Consider the following 14,827-nt stretch of genomic DNA (forward strand, 5'->3'; position numbering starts at 1 on the left):
TCGCGGCAGGACTATTCAGCTGCCACCACCGTGATTTTTCCACTACTGGCTGACATGGCCTGAATGTCACGATCGTACATCGCCTCTCCGTACGCCGGAGGGATAACAAAGCTGCCGGTATTGGTGGCTTTGATCTGGTAAACGAACTCCTGCAGTTCCGTACTGGCGCCCCCGTAAATAATCACCCGATCTTCACGAATGTCGCTGTAGTCCGGCGCCCAGGTGGATCCACTGACGGCCAGCGGCGACTGCCATCCTGCTGAGGCGGCGTCAGCCGTTTCATCCTCATCGGCTTCCGGCGGAGGCGGCGTCTGCTGAACCACTTCAAAACCGCCCGGCAGCAGATCCACAATCGCCAGATTGCTCAGTGCCGCTTTCGAGTTAGCGCGGATTTTCAGATGGACGTTAAGGGTTTGCCCCAGCGTGACCTTGTCGACCACTTTACCGGCGGCGTCCGTGTAGTCGCGGCTGATTTCCAGACCACGGCTGATCGCCTTCTGCGGTGCTTCCCTGTCGTAACCGGCTTGTGTGACCACATACCAGGCCGGTGCGTTTCCGGCATTTCGGAACTGAACGGATGCTGCCGCTGAACTGAAGTTCCCCTGAGCAAAGCGCCCCTGCAGTGCCGAGATCAGCTGCGGAGTGCGGTTGTCGCGCCCCAGCTGGTTGATGGTCAGCGCTGCCGCATCGTTTTGCCTGGCGACCTGCTCCGAATAGCTTTCCAGCGCCAGAATGCTCATTGCCGCTGAGAAGGTGGTGTAACGCTCTTCACGCAGGGCCATGACCATGTTTTCCAGCAGCTGCGGTGGGATCGCGGCCACTTTCTCCGGGAAGTGGCGGGTGATCAGATACAGCCGGGTGGCGTCCTGCACCAGCGGATCGTAGTAGTTCTGTGTCCACCAGCTTTTGTCATACGCCTTATTCAGTGCCTGCCAGCCCGGATCAAACAGCCGTTCCGCTTCATCATCGGCTTTCAGCAAACGCCAGGACGAGGCCAGATAGAGCGCACTGAGATCGGTCTGCCAGCTGTCAGGATAGCGTTTTTTTAGCGTCTCCTGCACTGAGCCGAGCGCACTGGTGGTGATCTCACCCTGACGCGTCAGCAGATAAACCGCCCAGGCACGCAGTCGCAGGTGGTAGAGATCGTCATATCCGCTGGCGGCCAGCGAACGCAGCGCAACATTGGCGTCCTCCAGCATACCAGCAGGCAGCGGATAACCAGCCGCTTTTGCCTCCAGCAGGTACTGCACCACATACGGCGTAATAAACGGATCTGCCTGCGGCGTCGCCATCCACAGACCCACGGCACCCTCGCCATTCTGTCGGGAGCGCAGCACGTCGAGAATGCCCTTCAGCTGCTGACGCACGTTAGCGGCATCCAGCCCGTTGCGCAGCTCGGGGTGTTCGCTTTGCAACAGCAGCGGGATGGACTGGCTGACAATCTGTTCAGAACAGTAATAGGGGTAGTTCGCCAGGTATGTTGCCAGACCGCTGGTCAGCACCAGCGGTGAATTCGATACCGACGCCTGGCGCTGCGCAAAAGCATCAAACATCAGGCGCAGGTTATCCACCTGCTGCTGACTGCCGTTCATCCGTCCCATCACCGTCTGGATGCGGAACGGCATTGCAGGACGTACAGAAGTACTGATCGTTCGCTGGCTGGTTTTATCCGCATACTGCGCGCTGAAGACCAGTGGCGCATCGCCCAGCTCGGCTTTGGCACGCAGACGGAAGCTGACCACGCCCTCCTGTTTTGCCGCCAGTTGCAGCGGCTGGGCGGCCTGACCCACCACTTCCAGCTGAGGGGGTGGCGTCACATTAATCGTCACGGGCAGTTTGTCATTGCCCTGCCCTTCTCGGTTATTGCTGACGCCCACGCTAACGTCAAATTCATCCCCCGGAGCCACCATTGCCGGAACGTTTGGCGTCAGGATAATGTCATCACGTACGGTGGTGCCAGTCTGCGCTTTACCGATTTTATCCGCCGTAACCGAAATGGCCATCACGCGGATCCTGCCGTTGAAGTAGTCCGGCACCGGCCAGCTAAACCGTGCCTGCCCGTTTACGTCAGTGATGCCCGACCAGAAAGCGACCGGCTTGTCGCGCTTGCGTTTAAACGGGTTGAGATGCAGATCCAGCCCTTCGCCACCGTCCCCGCCTGGCGCAGAGGTCAGCGACATCAGCTTGCTGAACTCCGGCAGGATCAGATCGAGGATCTGCGCGCTTTCCACATTCAGTTCACGCTTGCGGAAGAAATAGTCCAGCGGATCGGCCAGGCGATAGCGTGCAACCTGCAGGATCCCTTCATCCACCGCGAATACCACCACCTGCTGCGGCCCGTCGGTGGTGACGTCGACCGTCAGATCGTCGCCCGGCTTGATCACCTGCGGTGCCGCCAGCTGCAGGCTGTTCTTACGCGCATCATTACTGATTTTAAACGGCATAACCCCGTAACTCAGCGGGCTCATAAAGATCTCGTCCGAGTTAATATCACGCACAAACTGCACGTTGATATAGGCATTGCCCTCCAGCCCGGCCGGAATGCGGATCTTCTGCACGGAGTTGGTCGTGGTGGTGTGGAACCACTGCCAGCTGTAAACCCGATCCTTTTCAATGGTGATCAGCCCGCTGCCGGTATAAGGCGCGTTGATCGCCACTTCAATCTCACTGCCCGGCTGATAGTTATCGCTGTTCAGCTTGAGTTTCAACTCCGCATTGCGGTCGAGTGAGCGGGTCAGGTTGGCGTTTCCGGCCACGCTGTAAGCGATACGGTTCAGCACCTCGCCTTTGGCATTTTCCACCACCAGCACGTAATCACCGGGTTTGTCGGTAGCCAGGGCTAACGTATGACCGCCGACAGGAATATCCAGTGGCGTTTCCGACAGCGGGATCTCTTTCAGCTTCGACTGATACTTGAAGACCCCGGACTCCTGGCGGGTGAGTACCGACAGATATTTTTGCTGCAGAAGATGCAGTGACAGGCCGTTGATAGCCATAGTGTCCAGCGACGGATTGATGGCGATCAGATTGACGTTGCGCACGGCATTCTGATGGATATAACCGAGGTCGCCGTCGGCTTTCACACCGATCAGGTAATCATAGGGCGAGACCAGCGTACGGGCCGTGGCCGCCACCGAACGACCGCCTCCGGCGACAAAGGCGTCTGACAGCAGCTGCAGCTGGTAGGTCGACTCGCCAAAACCGCTCAGATCCAGCTTGATCGCAGCAGCACCGTTCTCGTCGGTGGTGCTGTCTTCCAGTTCAGTTTCATAACCCTCGCTGGCCGAACGCGCTTCATAGAAGGCGTAGTCTGCATAGCGATCAAAGGCCGGATATACCGGACGCAGGGTCATTTTAGACGCCACGCGTCGCCCCTGCGCCGGGGTACCGAACAGGTTCTGTACGTCGATACTGGCCTTCAGCGCATCCGGTTTTACCCACCCCTGTTGATGGTCCGGGGTCAGGGTCAGTCTGACCTTCAGCTGGTCAGGCTCGAACTCCTTCACGTTAACCGCCGTACTGCCGAGCAGACGCGTGGAGTCATCGTCTTTACCCGGCAGGTAAAGGTAAATATTCCATTCCCCCGTCGGCGAGCTCTCTTCAGTGGTGAAACTCAGCTCGTTAAAGCCGCTGGCACTGAGGGTCAGCGGGACGGTACGCATCAGCTTATCGCGAGGGTCACGTATTTCAGCACGCACCGGAATGCCGCCCACCGGCACCGCCCAGTCAGCAGCACGGGTGATCACACCAATATGGAACGTATCGCCGGGACGATAGACACCCCGGTCAGAGAAAAGATAGCTTCCGAGGGTGCGCGTATCATCCGGGGTGGTTTCGCCATAGACGTCAAAACGGGAGAAATCGAGGCCACGGTCATTATCCCGTCCGGTCGGCAGGAAGGAGACATCCCCGTCTTTTTCCACAAGGAACATCACCGCTTCGCGTTCGCTGGTATAGACCTCCAGCGACGGGAAGCTGACGTGTCCGTCTTCAGCAGTCTGGCGGGTTAGCAGTTTTTCGCCATTTTTTGCCACTACCGAGACCTGCGCCCCGACGACCGGCTGACCGCTGCTGATCGACTGCACAAACAGATCGCGGGTTTTATCCTGCGAACGTTTGGCAATAATGCCCAGATCGGTCACCACCACAAAGCGTGAGTCGCCGGTGATTTCCTGCTGTCCGTCCTCTTCCTGATACTCCTCTTCGCCCGGCTCAGGCTCTTTCTGCTGCGGTGACCATTCAGACAGGGTCAGCAGGAACACGCCGCGATGAGAGTCCGGACGGGTAGAGAGATAGCGCGACAGATCGACGCCCTGATAGCTGACCTCGCCCGGTTTGTCGTTATTCACCGTCGTCTGGTAGCGGAAGCGCTCGGTAAAGTACTCATCGTTCAGGCGGTTAAAATCAGCCGATGCAAACTGGCGGCTTTTAAACGAAACGATGTGCTGTAACTGGCTGGGGATAACCCGCTTAATGTCAACGCGCAGTCCCGGTACATTGCGCGCTGCCACGCTGATACGTTTATCGCCGTTGACCGACAGCAGTGCCCCCTGGGCAGCAAACTGTAGCAGCTTCGGATAGTCCGGCACCTGAACCACGCGCCAGACTTTTTCAGCCATTTTGTAGCCACCGCTGGAGGTCATCGCGTTATCGGTCAACACCAGCAGGTAGCGTTTAGCCGGGGCATCAAATTTAAAGCTGAACTGCGGCTGCCAGGTTTCTTCTGCGTCATTCAGGCTTAACGGTACTGCCGGGGAGCGATCAATGATGCTCTGATCGACATTGTCTTGATCCCAGACGGTATAGTCCACCTCTGACAGTTCGCTGGCGGGACGGCGCGGATCTTTCTCCGGCAGCAGCCAGGCTTTGACCCCTTTTCTCACGTCCGCATCGCGCACGGCATCGCTGAAGCCGATTATCAGCGCGCGTTCGCCCTGGCTGCCTGGCTTATCCACTACTTCAGCGCTGATATCATTCAGGCTCAGGCTGTAGAGATTCGGTACGTTCACCCAGCCGTTGGTCTTACGCGTCACCGGACTGCCGGGATGCGAAGAGGCCACCCCACTGTTAACCTGCAGATGCACCGCACCGCCGTGATCCATCGGCTGTAAAGCCGAAGAACGCACCCAGGCATTGAGCTTCTTTTCATCCCAGGTCACGCTGTACTTCAGCGGCTGCTCAGGCTGCCCCCGGGCTGCCGTCAGGCCCAGCGAGAGCTGTTTTTCCACGCTCTGCACATCGGCAGGGGCTGTAAACCTGAGGTTAAAAATCGCGCTATGCTGGCTGTTGTCCTGCGGATCCTGATAGTACTCACTGCTGACGATCTGATAGTCAAAAGCGGGAACCGTGAAGGTATAACGGGTCTGTTCAATACGGATCTGGGGGGCCAGCAGCGTGTCAGGCTTCAGCGTGACTTCGTAGCCTGCGCCCATTGGCAACGGCTGCGCCGGGGTAAATACCAGCGTCCAGGCGTTCTGCCACTGCCACTCACCGGCCAGTGATGGCTGAACACTGATGCCCTCGGTGATCTTTTTACCGACAAGGGTGACCGGGGCAACCGACTGGTTAAACCGGAGCGTCAGCGTCTGTACGGCGGGTTTAGCCACGCTGTAGTCAACCGCTTGCGGGTTTACTGCCTGCACGCTGCTGTGCTGGATGGTCAGCGGTGCCATCTCAATCGGCCTCGGGCGGTTCTGCCACCAGTGCCAGCCATAGACGCCAGCCACGCCCGCTGCGACCAGCAGCAATACGCTAAGGGCAATCTTCTTCGGATGTTGCTCAATACCCTGCTCCAGACGGGTAAAGCGGGCTTTCAGGGGGTTTACCCAACGGGGAGCCTGCCAGTTGACCTCACCCAACAGCGGGCGCAGCAGCCATCCCAGCATGCGGAAAAACCGCGACAGGAGCCAGCACAGCCCTTTTATCAGGGTAAAAGGTAAGCGCAGGATAAACGTGATCACATCCATCAGAAGGAACCTTCCATGTTACAAAATTGGTCAAAGAGTAATAGTTTCTCCGGGCAATATCTATCGGCGGTGGCAAAGATTTTTCAGGAATCCAGAGCCAGCTCTGAATAGCGTGATTTCGCCTTGTGATAGCTGACAAAATCACTGACACTCAGCTAAACGTTACTGACAATGAGGCCGCGATGACGACTCCTTCTCTTTTTGTAACTGCTGACTGGTTGGCAGAACATCTGAATGACGACAACCTGCAGGTTCTGGACGCGCGCATGCTGCCGCCAGGCCTGGAGAAAACCCGCAACGTGCAGGAAGAGTACCAGGCGGAACACTTGCCGGATGCGCCGTTTTTTAATATTGAAGCCCTGTCTGATCACACCAGTGCTTATCCACATATGTTGCCCCGGGCGGAGACCTTCGCCGTGGCGATGCGTGAGCTGGGCGTCCACAATGACAAACACCTGGTGATTTACGATGAGGGTAATCTGTTCTCTGCCCCGCGTGCCTGGTGGATGCTGCGGCATTTTGGCGTGAAGCAGATTTCCATTCTGGCCGGAGGGCTGGCGGGGTGGAAGCAGGCGCAGCTGCCGCTGGCGAGTGGCCCGGTGAAACTGGCAGAAAGCGAATTCGAAGCCGATCACGGTGAAGGCGAAGTTAAACGCGTAACGGACGTGCTGCTGGCCAGCCATGAAGGCGGCGCACAGATTATTGATGCCCGTGCCGCCAACCGCTTTCACGGTGAGGTGGACGAGCCGCGGCCGGGGCTGCATCGCGGGCGTATCCCGGGCAGCCTTAACGTTCCGTGGAATACCCTGGTCACCGAAGGACGCTTAAAACCAGCGGCCGAACTGCAGGCAATTTTCAGCCAGCAGGGCCTAGATCTGTCACAGCCAGTGATCGCCAGCTGCGGCTCCGGAGTCACCGCCGTGGTGGTTATCCTCGCACTGACCAGTCTGGGGTTAAAAAACGTGGCGCTGTACGACGGCTCCTGGGGCGAATGGGGGGCACGGAACGATCTGCCGATCGTCAACGATTCCTTATAACGCAGACTGAAGGGGGCGGATATTGCAGTCCGCCCCCACCTTTCAGTCGATATTCTTCACTTTAAAGTCCCGCAGGAAGCTGCCCCAGCGCCGTTCGTAGAAGGGCGTGATATGGGCAACAAAGAAGTGACTGATGCCCTTTTCGCCTTCCACAACCTGACAGATATCAATCGGGTCATCCTCTAACAGCGTATCGGTCGCCACGCTGCCTGCGGCCTGGATAATCGCCTCAAGATCGCCCTCACCTTCGATGCCAATCAGTAAATTGGCAGGCTGGTCTGCATGCTCTTTGATCTGCGCGACGTAGGCACGGCGAACGGTTTTGTATTTCGCCAGTAGCTGGGTCAGCGAGTCAATCATCTGCGCAGGCGGTTCGGCGAGCTCCGATAACAACAGCGACGTTCCGCCCTCCAGCACCGTCTGCTGGCTCAGAGCGCTGCTGCCCTCGCCTAACAGATGTGCAATTTCACGCGGGGAAAACTCTTTGCCATTCGGTAATTTAGGGTTAAGGAACAGCGCTTCGCCCAGCGTCATTTCAAACAGCGTACGTACCGGCAGTACCAGGTAGGCCTGCTCACCGCTGACCGCCTGCTCCAGGGCTGCCGCCGACGTGAAAAATGGAATAATGCTGGTGCCGTCGTCTTTTTCCCAGTGCTGTAAATCCACCGGCGTACTGGCGTCAACCGCCTGTTCAGGGTGGGCACTCTCGCCCGGCACCACTACGCTGGCGTCCATCAGCAGCGTAAAAAATTCCGGGCGATGTGCCGGCTCCGTCGCCGCCAGTTTTAGTACTTCTTCCAGCCGCGGGTTTAGTTCGTTCATGAATAGGTTCCAGAGTGTACAGCGGGCGGACCGGAAAACAGGGCCGCCCCGACGAAGGGCCGATCGCTTTGTGATCGGCCTGAGATATTACGCCCGGTTTAACAGCAGGTTAGCGACAGTACGGACGCCCAGACCGGTTGCGCCGGCAGCCCACTGATCGACCGCACCTTTGCGATAGGTCGCAGAGCAGTCGATGTGCAACCAGCCCTGCTGGTAGTCGCTGATGAAGTGTGACAGGAACGCCGCCGCCGTGCTGGCACCGGCAGAGTGCGACGGGCTGGCAATATTGTTCAGGTCAGCAAAGTTTGACGGCAGATGGCTGCGGTGGAACTCGGCCAGCGGCAGACGCCAGAAGGGTTCATTTTCACCCTCTGCGCTGCGCATCAGTGACTGTGCCAGTGCGTCGTCAAAGCTGAACAGGGCATGATAGTCATTGCCCAGCGCGGTTTTTGCCGCACCGGTCAGCGTAGCCGCGTCGATAATCAGCTCCGGGTTCAGCGCGCTGGCATCGATCAGACCATCGGCCAGCACCAGGCGACCTTCGGCATCGGTGTTCATCACTTCCACTGATTTACCGTTGCGATAGCGAATAATATCGCCCAGCTTGAAAGCGTTGCCGCTGACCATATTGTCCGCACAGCAGAGGATCAGCTTCACGCGCTTTTTCAGGCCACGGCTGACCGCCAGCGCCAGTGCGCCGGTCAGGGTCGCTGCGCCGCCCATATCTGACTTCATGGAGTCCATAAAGCCACTCTGCTTCAGGCTGTAACCGCCGGTATCAAAGGTGATGCCTTTACCCACCAGACAGGCGTAAACCGGCGTGTCATCGCTGCCGCCCGGGTTATAATCGAGTGTCAGCAACACCGGGCTGCGTGATGAACCCCGGCCGACCGTATGCAGTCCCATGTAGTTTTGGGCTTTCAGATCGTCACCCTTGATAATGCGGTAGCTGACCGCATCGCAGGCAACGTCGCACAGCAGATCGATGGCACGCGTCGCGAGCTGTTCCGGGCTCAGTTCTTCCGCCGGCAGGTTGATGGTGTTACGCACCCAGTCGATAATTTTCAGGCGATTAGCCAGTTCCTGCTGGTCGCTCTCTGCCAGCGTGGCCCACTGCACCTCACGCTCGCCTTTTGGACCACGATAGCCCTGCCAGAACGCCCAGCTGTTTTCCAGATCCCAACCCTCGCCGCTCAGGCTGACGTGGCGGATGCCCTGGCTATCAATTTTTCGCGCCGCGCGCTGAATGGTAACCAGCGGTTCGCTGCCGGTCAGGTGGATCGTCATGCCACTGTCATTGCTGCTCAGGGTGGCTTTTTCCCCCCAACGCAGGTCGGCCGCGGCCGTTGACAGGGTAATATTCATAGGGGTGGTCATCGCATGGCTCCTTTTGATTTTTTCATCTTTCAGACCGGGATTGCCCGATCGCTGCGATTTTTCCGCAGTTCGATTGTACAGCCAGACTAACAGAAATGTGACAGGGATGTTTTTGCTGGATGCGACTGCGGATGCAGAGCGTGTCAGACGGGCCGAAAAATCCGGCCCGTGGGTTCAATGCCGGGTCAATCAGCCGGCCTGTTTCGCACCGCTGGCTTTGAAGGCTTTCCACTGCGGCGTAAGCTCGCGCAGGCGACTGACGGACTTTTGCACCAGTTGAATAGCGTAGTCGATCTCTTCTTCGGTGGTAAACCGGCCAAGAGAGAAGCGAATTGAGCTGTGAGCCAGCTCATCGTTCAGTCCGATCGCCCTCAGGACGTAGGACGGTTCCATACTGGCCGAGGTACAGGCCGATCCGGTCGATACCGCCAGATCCTTCAACGCCATAATCAGCGACTCGCCGTCAACGTAGTTGAAACTGACATTAAGAATATTCGCCGCGCCCTGCGCCAGAGAGCCATTGAGGCAGACCTCATCAATACTGCTCAACCCCGCCCACAGGCGGCTGCGCAGTGCGCCAAGCCGCGCCATCTCGCTGGTCATCTCTTCTTTTGCAATGCGATACGCTTCACCCATTCCGACAATCTGATGAACCGGTAGCGTCCCTGAGCGCATTCCGCGTTCGTGCCCACCGCCGTGGATCTGCGCGTCCAGGCGGATACGCGGCGAACGGCTGACATACAGCGCACCAATGCCCTTCGGCCCGTAAATCTTATGAGCGGAGAAGGACATCAGGTCGACGTTCAGGACGCTCAGATCGATGGGTAATTTGCCCACGCTCTGCGTGGCGTCAACGTGGAAGAGAATGCCGCGTTCACGGCACAGATCGCCGATGGTGGCGATATCCTGCACCACACCGATCTCATTGTTGACGTGCATAACAGACACCAGCACCGTATCGTCGCGAAAGGCGTCAGTCAGCTGTTGCAGGTCGAGCGTGCCGTCATGGCGCGGGTTGAGATATGTGACGCTGCAGCCCTCGAGCTCCAGCTGTGCACAGGTGTCCAGTACCGCTTTATGTTCTGTGGTGCAGGTAATAATGTGACGGCCCTTTTCCTTATGGAAGCTGGCTGCCCCTTTTATCGCGAGGTTATTGGCTTCGGTTGCACCGGATGTGAACACGATTTCGCGCGGGTCAGCCCCGACCAGTTCAGCAATCTGGTTACGCGCCACATCAACCGCTTCTTCTGACTGCCAGCCATAACGGTGAGAACGGGAAGCCGGGTTGCCAAAGGTACCGTCCAGGGTGAGATACTGCATCATTTTAGCGGCCACGCGAGGATCGGCGGGCGTGGTGGCAGAATAATCCAGATAAATCGGTAATTTCATTGCTCGTTAAGCTCCGGGAGGTTTATCGATTGCCGCCCTTCTGCGCCCTGAAATCTTTGCTGGAAGCAGAAATGAATAAAAGGCCCGTGCAGGCCTTTTATTCATTTCCGGGGGCGAAGAACGGGCCCCGCCCGGACTGCGATCAGGCGCGCAGATTGACGTTAATGGTTTCCTGCATACGCCCATTAGGCGCACGGCGGATTTCATTGCTGTTCTGACGGTCAGCCACTTCCAGGATCTCCTGATTGTTGACCAGTTCAGCCAGCGTAATATTGTTGAGGAAGTCGCTAATGCGCTCACTCAGGTCACGCCACAGCACATGCGTCAGGCAGCGCTCGCCACCCTGACAGCCTTCTTTGCCCTGGCACTTTGTCGCATCCACGGACTCATCAACGGCAGTGATCACCGCACCCACCGCGATAGCATCAGCGCCTTTACCCAGCAGATAACCACCACCCGGACCACGTACGCTGGCCACCAGACCATTCTTACGCAGACGGGAGAACAGCTGCTCAAGATAAGAAAGGGAAATGCCCTGACGCTCTGAAATATCCGCTAAAGGCACCGGGCCTTCATGGGAATGCAGCGCAACATCAAGCATAGCGGTAACAGCATAACGGCCTTTGGATGTCAGTCTCATGGCGTTTACAACCTCGGTTATAACCCTGGATGGGTGTTAACAAAATATGGACGCAAGTCTGACATTCCCGAGTAAATTGGTCAAGTATTTAACCTACTAAAACACTCAACTATTTAACCAAGTAAAACACTCAACTATTATGCTGCTATTTTAACCACTCGTACGGACTCATTCGCCCTGTTTTTTCTCTAAAGATGACAGCATTCCACGCAGAATATTCAGCTCGTCCCGCTCCGGACGCGCACGGGTAAACAAACGACGCATCTTACTCATCACCTGTCCCGGGCTGGCTTCACGCAGGAAGCCGCTGCCGATCATCATTTTTTCCATGTGCTGATAGAAGCGTTCAAGATCGTCAACCAGCGGGTACGGTGACTCCGCCGCAGCTTCCTGTGGGGTGTCGAGCGACTGAAGGTAGGCCATTCGCACTTCATAGGTAATCACCTGGACGGCCATCGCCAGATTCAGCGAGCTGTAGTCCGGGTTGGCGGCGATGGCGACGTGATAGTGGCATTTTTGCAGCTCTTCGTTCGTCAGACCAACGCGCTCACGGCCAAAGACCAGAGCGACCGGTGCCTGTTGCCCCTCTTCCACGCTTTTCAGACCGCACTCACGCGGGTCGAGCATCGGCCACGGCAGGGAGCGGGAGCGCGCACTGGTGCCCACAACCAGGCTACAGCCGGCAATGGCCTCATCAAAGGTGTCGACAATTTTCGCGTCACCAATCACATCGCTGGCCCCGGCCGCCAGGGCAATGGCCTGCGAGTCCGGTTTGACCAGTGGATTGACCAGATAAAGGTTGGTTAAGCCCATGGTTTTCATCGCGCGCGCGACGGATCCCATGTTGCCGGTGTGAGAGGTCTCCACCAGCACAATTCGGATATTTTGCAGCATAAGGATTCTGAAGTCCGGGAGTTAATTTGGCGATACTAACATATTTTAAGGACATTTACCGTTATGCCCTGCTATACTACGCGCCGATTTATATCAGATAAATGATATACCGTTCTTTAACATCCAGCGAGACGAAACTTAATATGCATCCAATGCTCAACATTGCCGTGCGCGCTGCGCGCAAGGCCGGAAACGTAATTGCTAAGCACTATGAAACCCCGGACTCAGTCGAAGCCACCCAGAAGGGCAGCAACGATTTTGTCACCAATGTTGACCGTGAAGCGGAACGCCAGATTATTGAAGTGATCCGCAAGTCCTACCCTCAGCACACCATCATTACTGAAGAGAGCGGTGAACTGCAGGGCGAAGACCAGGATGTACAATGGGTTATCGATCCGCTGGATGGCACCACCAACTACATCAAACGCCTGCCCCATTTCTGTGTTTCCATCGCCGTGCGCATTAAAGGCCGTACCGAAGTCGCGGTGGTGTATGATCCGATGCGTAATGAACTGTTCAGCGCCGTTCGCGGCCAGGGCACCCAGCTTAACGGCTACCGCCTGCGCGGCGGCACCGCCCGCGATCTGGATGGCACCATCCTGGCGACCGGTTTCCCGTTCAAACTAAAACAGCACGCGACCCCGTATATCAACATCGTAGGCAAACTGTTTACCCAGTGTGCAGACTTCCGTCGCACCGGCTCTGCTGCGCTGGATCTGGCCTATGTGGCCGCGGGTCGCGTTGATGGTTACTTCGAGATCGGCCTGAAACCGTGGGATTTTGCCGCCGGTGAACTGCTGGTGCGTGAAGCAGGCGGTCTGGTTACTGACTTTGTTGGCGCACATGGCTATATGCTGTCAGGCAACATCGTCGCCGGTAACCCGCGCGTCGTGAAAGCAATGCTGGCCAATATGCGTGACGAATTGAGTGAAGCCCTGAAGCGTTAATTGCTGTCGTAAAAGGGCTACCGGAGACACACACTCTCCATTCAGGGCTGACCACGCAGTGGTCAGCCCTTTTTTATGGCAGAAACATCGGACGGATGCCGCCGGACATCGCCGGCTGAGCGCTGACCCACAGAAGCGCGCCGGCGGCGACCAGCAGGATCCCCCCCAGCAGCGCCAGGCTGTTCAGCGCCACGCCGTGCCAGCCAGCCTGGCCACGGTTCTGGGTTAACCGCCGGGCCAGCGCACGGGAGAGCTGCACCAGCAGGGCCATCGCCGACACTGTCATCGCGGTGCCAAGCGCCATCACCACCGCCGACAGGACGCCCCAGAGGTACACGCCGATCACTTTCGAGAACAGCAACATCATGATCGCTCCCGAGCACGGCCGCAGGCCCATCGACAGCACCACGGCGGCCCGGGTTTTCCAGCCAGTCACCTGGGACAGCATCGCGCTGTCCGGCACGTGCTGGTGGCCGCAGCCGCAGTGGTCGCTGTGCTGATGATCGGCAGGCAGGATGCGGGTGATGGTCATTCGCGCTGCCGGCGGGCGCAGCGCCAGCCGCAGTTTTTTCAACGCGCGCCAGCACAGCCAGAGCCCCAGCCCGCAGACCAGTAAATAACTGCCCTTCTCCAGCCAGTAGCTGCTGAGATGAAGCTCACGGGACGACCGCTGTAACACGCCGAGCATCACGGTCACCAGCGCGATGGCCACGCCCCCCTGTACCACGGCAGCGGCCAGCGTCAGCTGCAGACTGGTTTTCATTTTGGTCGGATGGGTGGCCAGGAAGGTGGCAATCACCACTTTGCCATGCCCGGGCCCGAGCGCATGCAGCACGCCATACAGCAGGCTGAAGCCCATCAGCGTCACTCCTGCCTGGTGAGGATTACTGGCCACCTGCTGCAGTAACCCGGTCATGTGCTGATGCAGTTCCTTCTGCCACAAAATGCTTTGCAGCAGGATTTGCGGCCAGTGCTGCCAGCCCCACACGCCTGCCCCCGCCAGCATCACCATCAGCAGTGCAAAAGGCCAGATCGCCGCCCTGTGCGGCAGACGAACGGTGTCGTTTACTGACATATCAGGGTCACCGTCTGGGCAAACTGCCGCCCCAGATCCATCTCTTCAGCGGGCGCATCGGCTTTATCCAGTGACAGCGCATAGGCCTGCATGGAGGCATCTGGTTTTGGGGTGTGCAGTTCGAAACGGCACTGCGATGCCAGTTCAGCAGGGACGGTCAGGGATTTTTCAGAGTCGTAATACATATCTACAAAGTACGTCGGATCGAAGGTGGAAAAAAGGTAACGCTGGCCTTTCAGCGCCTGTGGGTGGGCCAGCGGCAGGATAAACTCCAGCACCGCCTTGTGCCCTTCTCGCGACAGATGATACTCCGGGGGCAGATTGTCGAATTTGACAGGCTGCTTCTGGTGCCAGAACTCGCTAAAATAATGCTGGCCCAGCACGTTTGCCATCACCTCTGCCGCCAGTTTTTTCCACACCACCGAGTCTGGCTTTGCCGTTCCGGCATCGTACAACAGGTCAGCAGAGGTAATTTCATCCATCACCCAGCGCATTTTCAGCCCGGTGAGCCGATCACCCTGGTGAACCAGGGTGGTCTGCATATCGATAAAACTGTGCGGGTGCGCCCCGGCACGCTGGGTCAGAAGCGCCATCAACACGACAGCGGCTGCCACCCACCTGTTATAATATAACAAAATAAACCCCACCTCAGTTTTTGTCGATTATTTTTGTGACCTGTC

10 protein-coding genes are annotated in these 14,827 nt (G+C 57.7%); 2 read left to right on the forward strand and 8 right to left on the reverse strand.

All coding sequences use genetic code 11. The features are described 5' to 3' along the window. Positions 1-11 precede the first annotated feature (11 nt). Positions 12-5,966 carry an alpha-2-macroglobulin family protein gene (locus ACZ3HG_RS20520; RefSeq protein WP_465334187.1) on the reverse strand — a complete coding sequence of 1,985 codons (5,955 nt, stop codon included), beginning with the start codon at positions 5,964-5,966 and terminating at the stop codon, positions 12-14. A 182-nt stretch (positions 5,967-6,148) separates the two neighbouring features. Between ACZ3HG_RS20520 and sseA the strand changes: the two genes are divergently transcribed. After that, positions 6,149-7,003, forward strand: a complete 855-nt coding sequence (gene sseA, locus ACZ3HG_RS20525; protein ID WP_465334189.1) for a 3-mercaptopyruvate sulfurtransferase — start codon at positions 6,149-6,151, stop codon at positions 7,001-7,003. 42 nt (positions 7,004-7,045) lie between these two features. Here sseA and sseB read toward each other — a convergent pair whose 3' ends face one another. The 5 genes from sseB to trmJ form a co-directional block, all read right to left on the reverse strand. Then, positions 7,046-7,825, reverse strand: a complete 780-nt coding sequence (gene sseB, locus ACZ3HG_RS20530; protein WP_191934692.1) for an enhanced serine sensitivity protein SseB — start codon at positions 7,823-7,825, stop codon at positions 7,046-7,048. Between the two features lie 87 nt (positions 7,826-7,912). Continuing rightward, positions 7,913-9,202 (reverse strand): aminopeptidase PepB, encoded by a 1,290-nt coding sequence (gene pepB / locus ACZ3HG_RS20535; protein WP_465334192.1) that lies wholly within the window; start codon positions 9,200-9,202, stop codon positions 7,913-7,915. Positions 9,203-9,391: 189 nt separating this feature from the next. Next, entirely contained in the window at positions 9,392-10,591 is a 1,200-nt protein-coding gene (locus ACZ3HG_RS20540; protein WP_465334194.1) for an IscS subfamily cysteine desulfurase, read from the reverse strand. Between the two features lie 142 nt (positions 10,592-10,733). Next, on the reverse strand, positions 10,734-11,231 hold the full coding sequence (gene iscR / locus ACZ3HG_RS20545) for a Fe-S cluster assembly transcriptional regulator IscR (RefSeq protein WP_062744652.1): 498 nt from the start codon (positions 11,229-11,231) through the stop codon (positions 10,734-10,736). 168 nt (positions 11,232-11,399) lie between these two features. Further along, positions 11,400-12,125, reverse strand: coding sequence for a tRNA (cytosine(32)/uridine(32)-2'-O)-methyltransferase TrmJ (gene trmJ / locus ACZ3HG_RS20550; RefSeq protein WP_465334196.1), 726 nt, complete (start codon positions 12,123-12,125; stop codon positions 11,400-11,402). 143 nt (positions 12,126-12,268) lie between these two features. On the opposite strand from trmJ, the gene suhB reads away from it, so the two are divergent. Continuing rightward, the gene (gene suhB, locus ACZ3HG_RS20555; protein ID WP_191934688.1) at positions 12,269-13,072 is read left to right on the forward strand and encodes an inositol-1-monophosphatase; all 804 of its coding nucleotides are present in this window, start codon (positions 12,269-12,271) and stop codon (positions 13,070-13,072) included. A gap of 73 nt (positions 13,073-13,145) precedes the next feature. On the opposite strand, the gene ACZ3HG_RS20560 is transcribed toward suhB, so the two are convergent. Both ACZ3HG_RS20560 and ACZ3HG_RS20565 read right to left on the reverse strand, forming a co-directional pair. Then, positions 13,146-14,147 carry a nickel/cobalt transporter gene (locus ACZ3HG_RS20560; protein ID WP_191934687.1) on the reverse strand — a complete coding sequence of 334 codons (1,002 nt, stop codon included), beginning with the start codon at positions 14,145-14,147 and terminating at the stop codon, positions 13,146-13,148. Further along, the gene (locus ACZ3HG_RS20565; RefSeq protein WP_191934686.1) at positions 14,138-14,740 is read right to left on the reverse strand and encodes a DUF1007 family protein; all 603 of its coding nucleotides are present in this window, start codon (positions 14,738-14,740) and stop codon (positions 14,138-14,140) included. Before ACZ3HG_RS20565 ends, ACZ3HG_RS20560 begins: the two co-directional genes overlap by 10 nt. Between the last annotated feature and the right edge of the window lie 87 nt (positions 14,741-14,827).

This window comes from Erwinia sp. PME.40.26/001, from assembly GCF_055556675.1.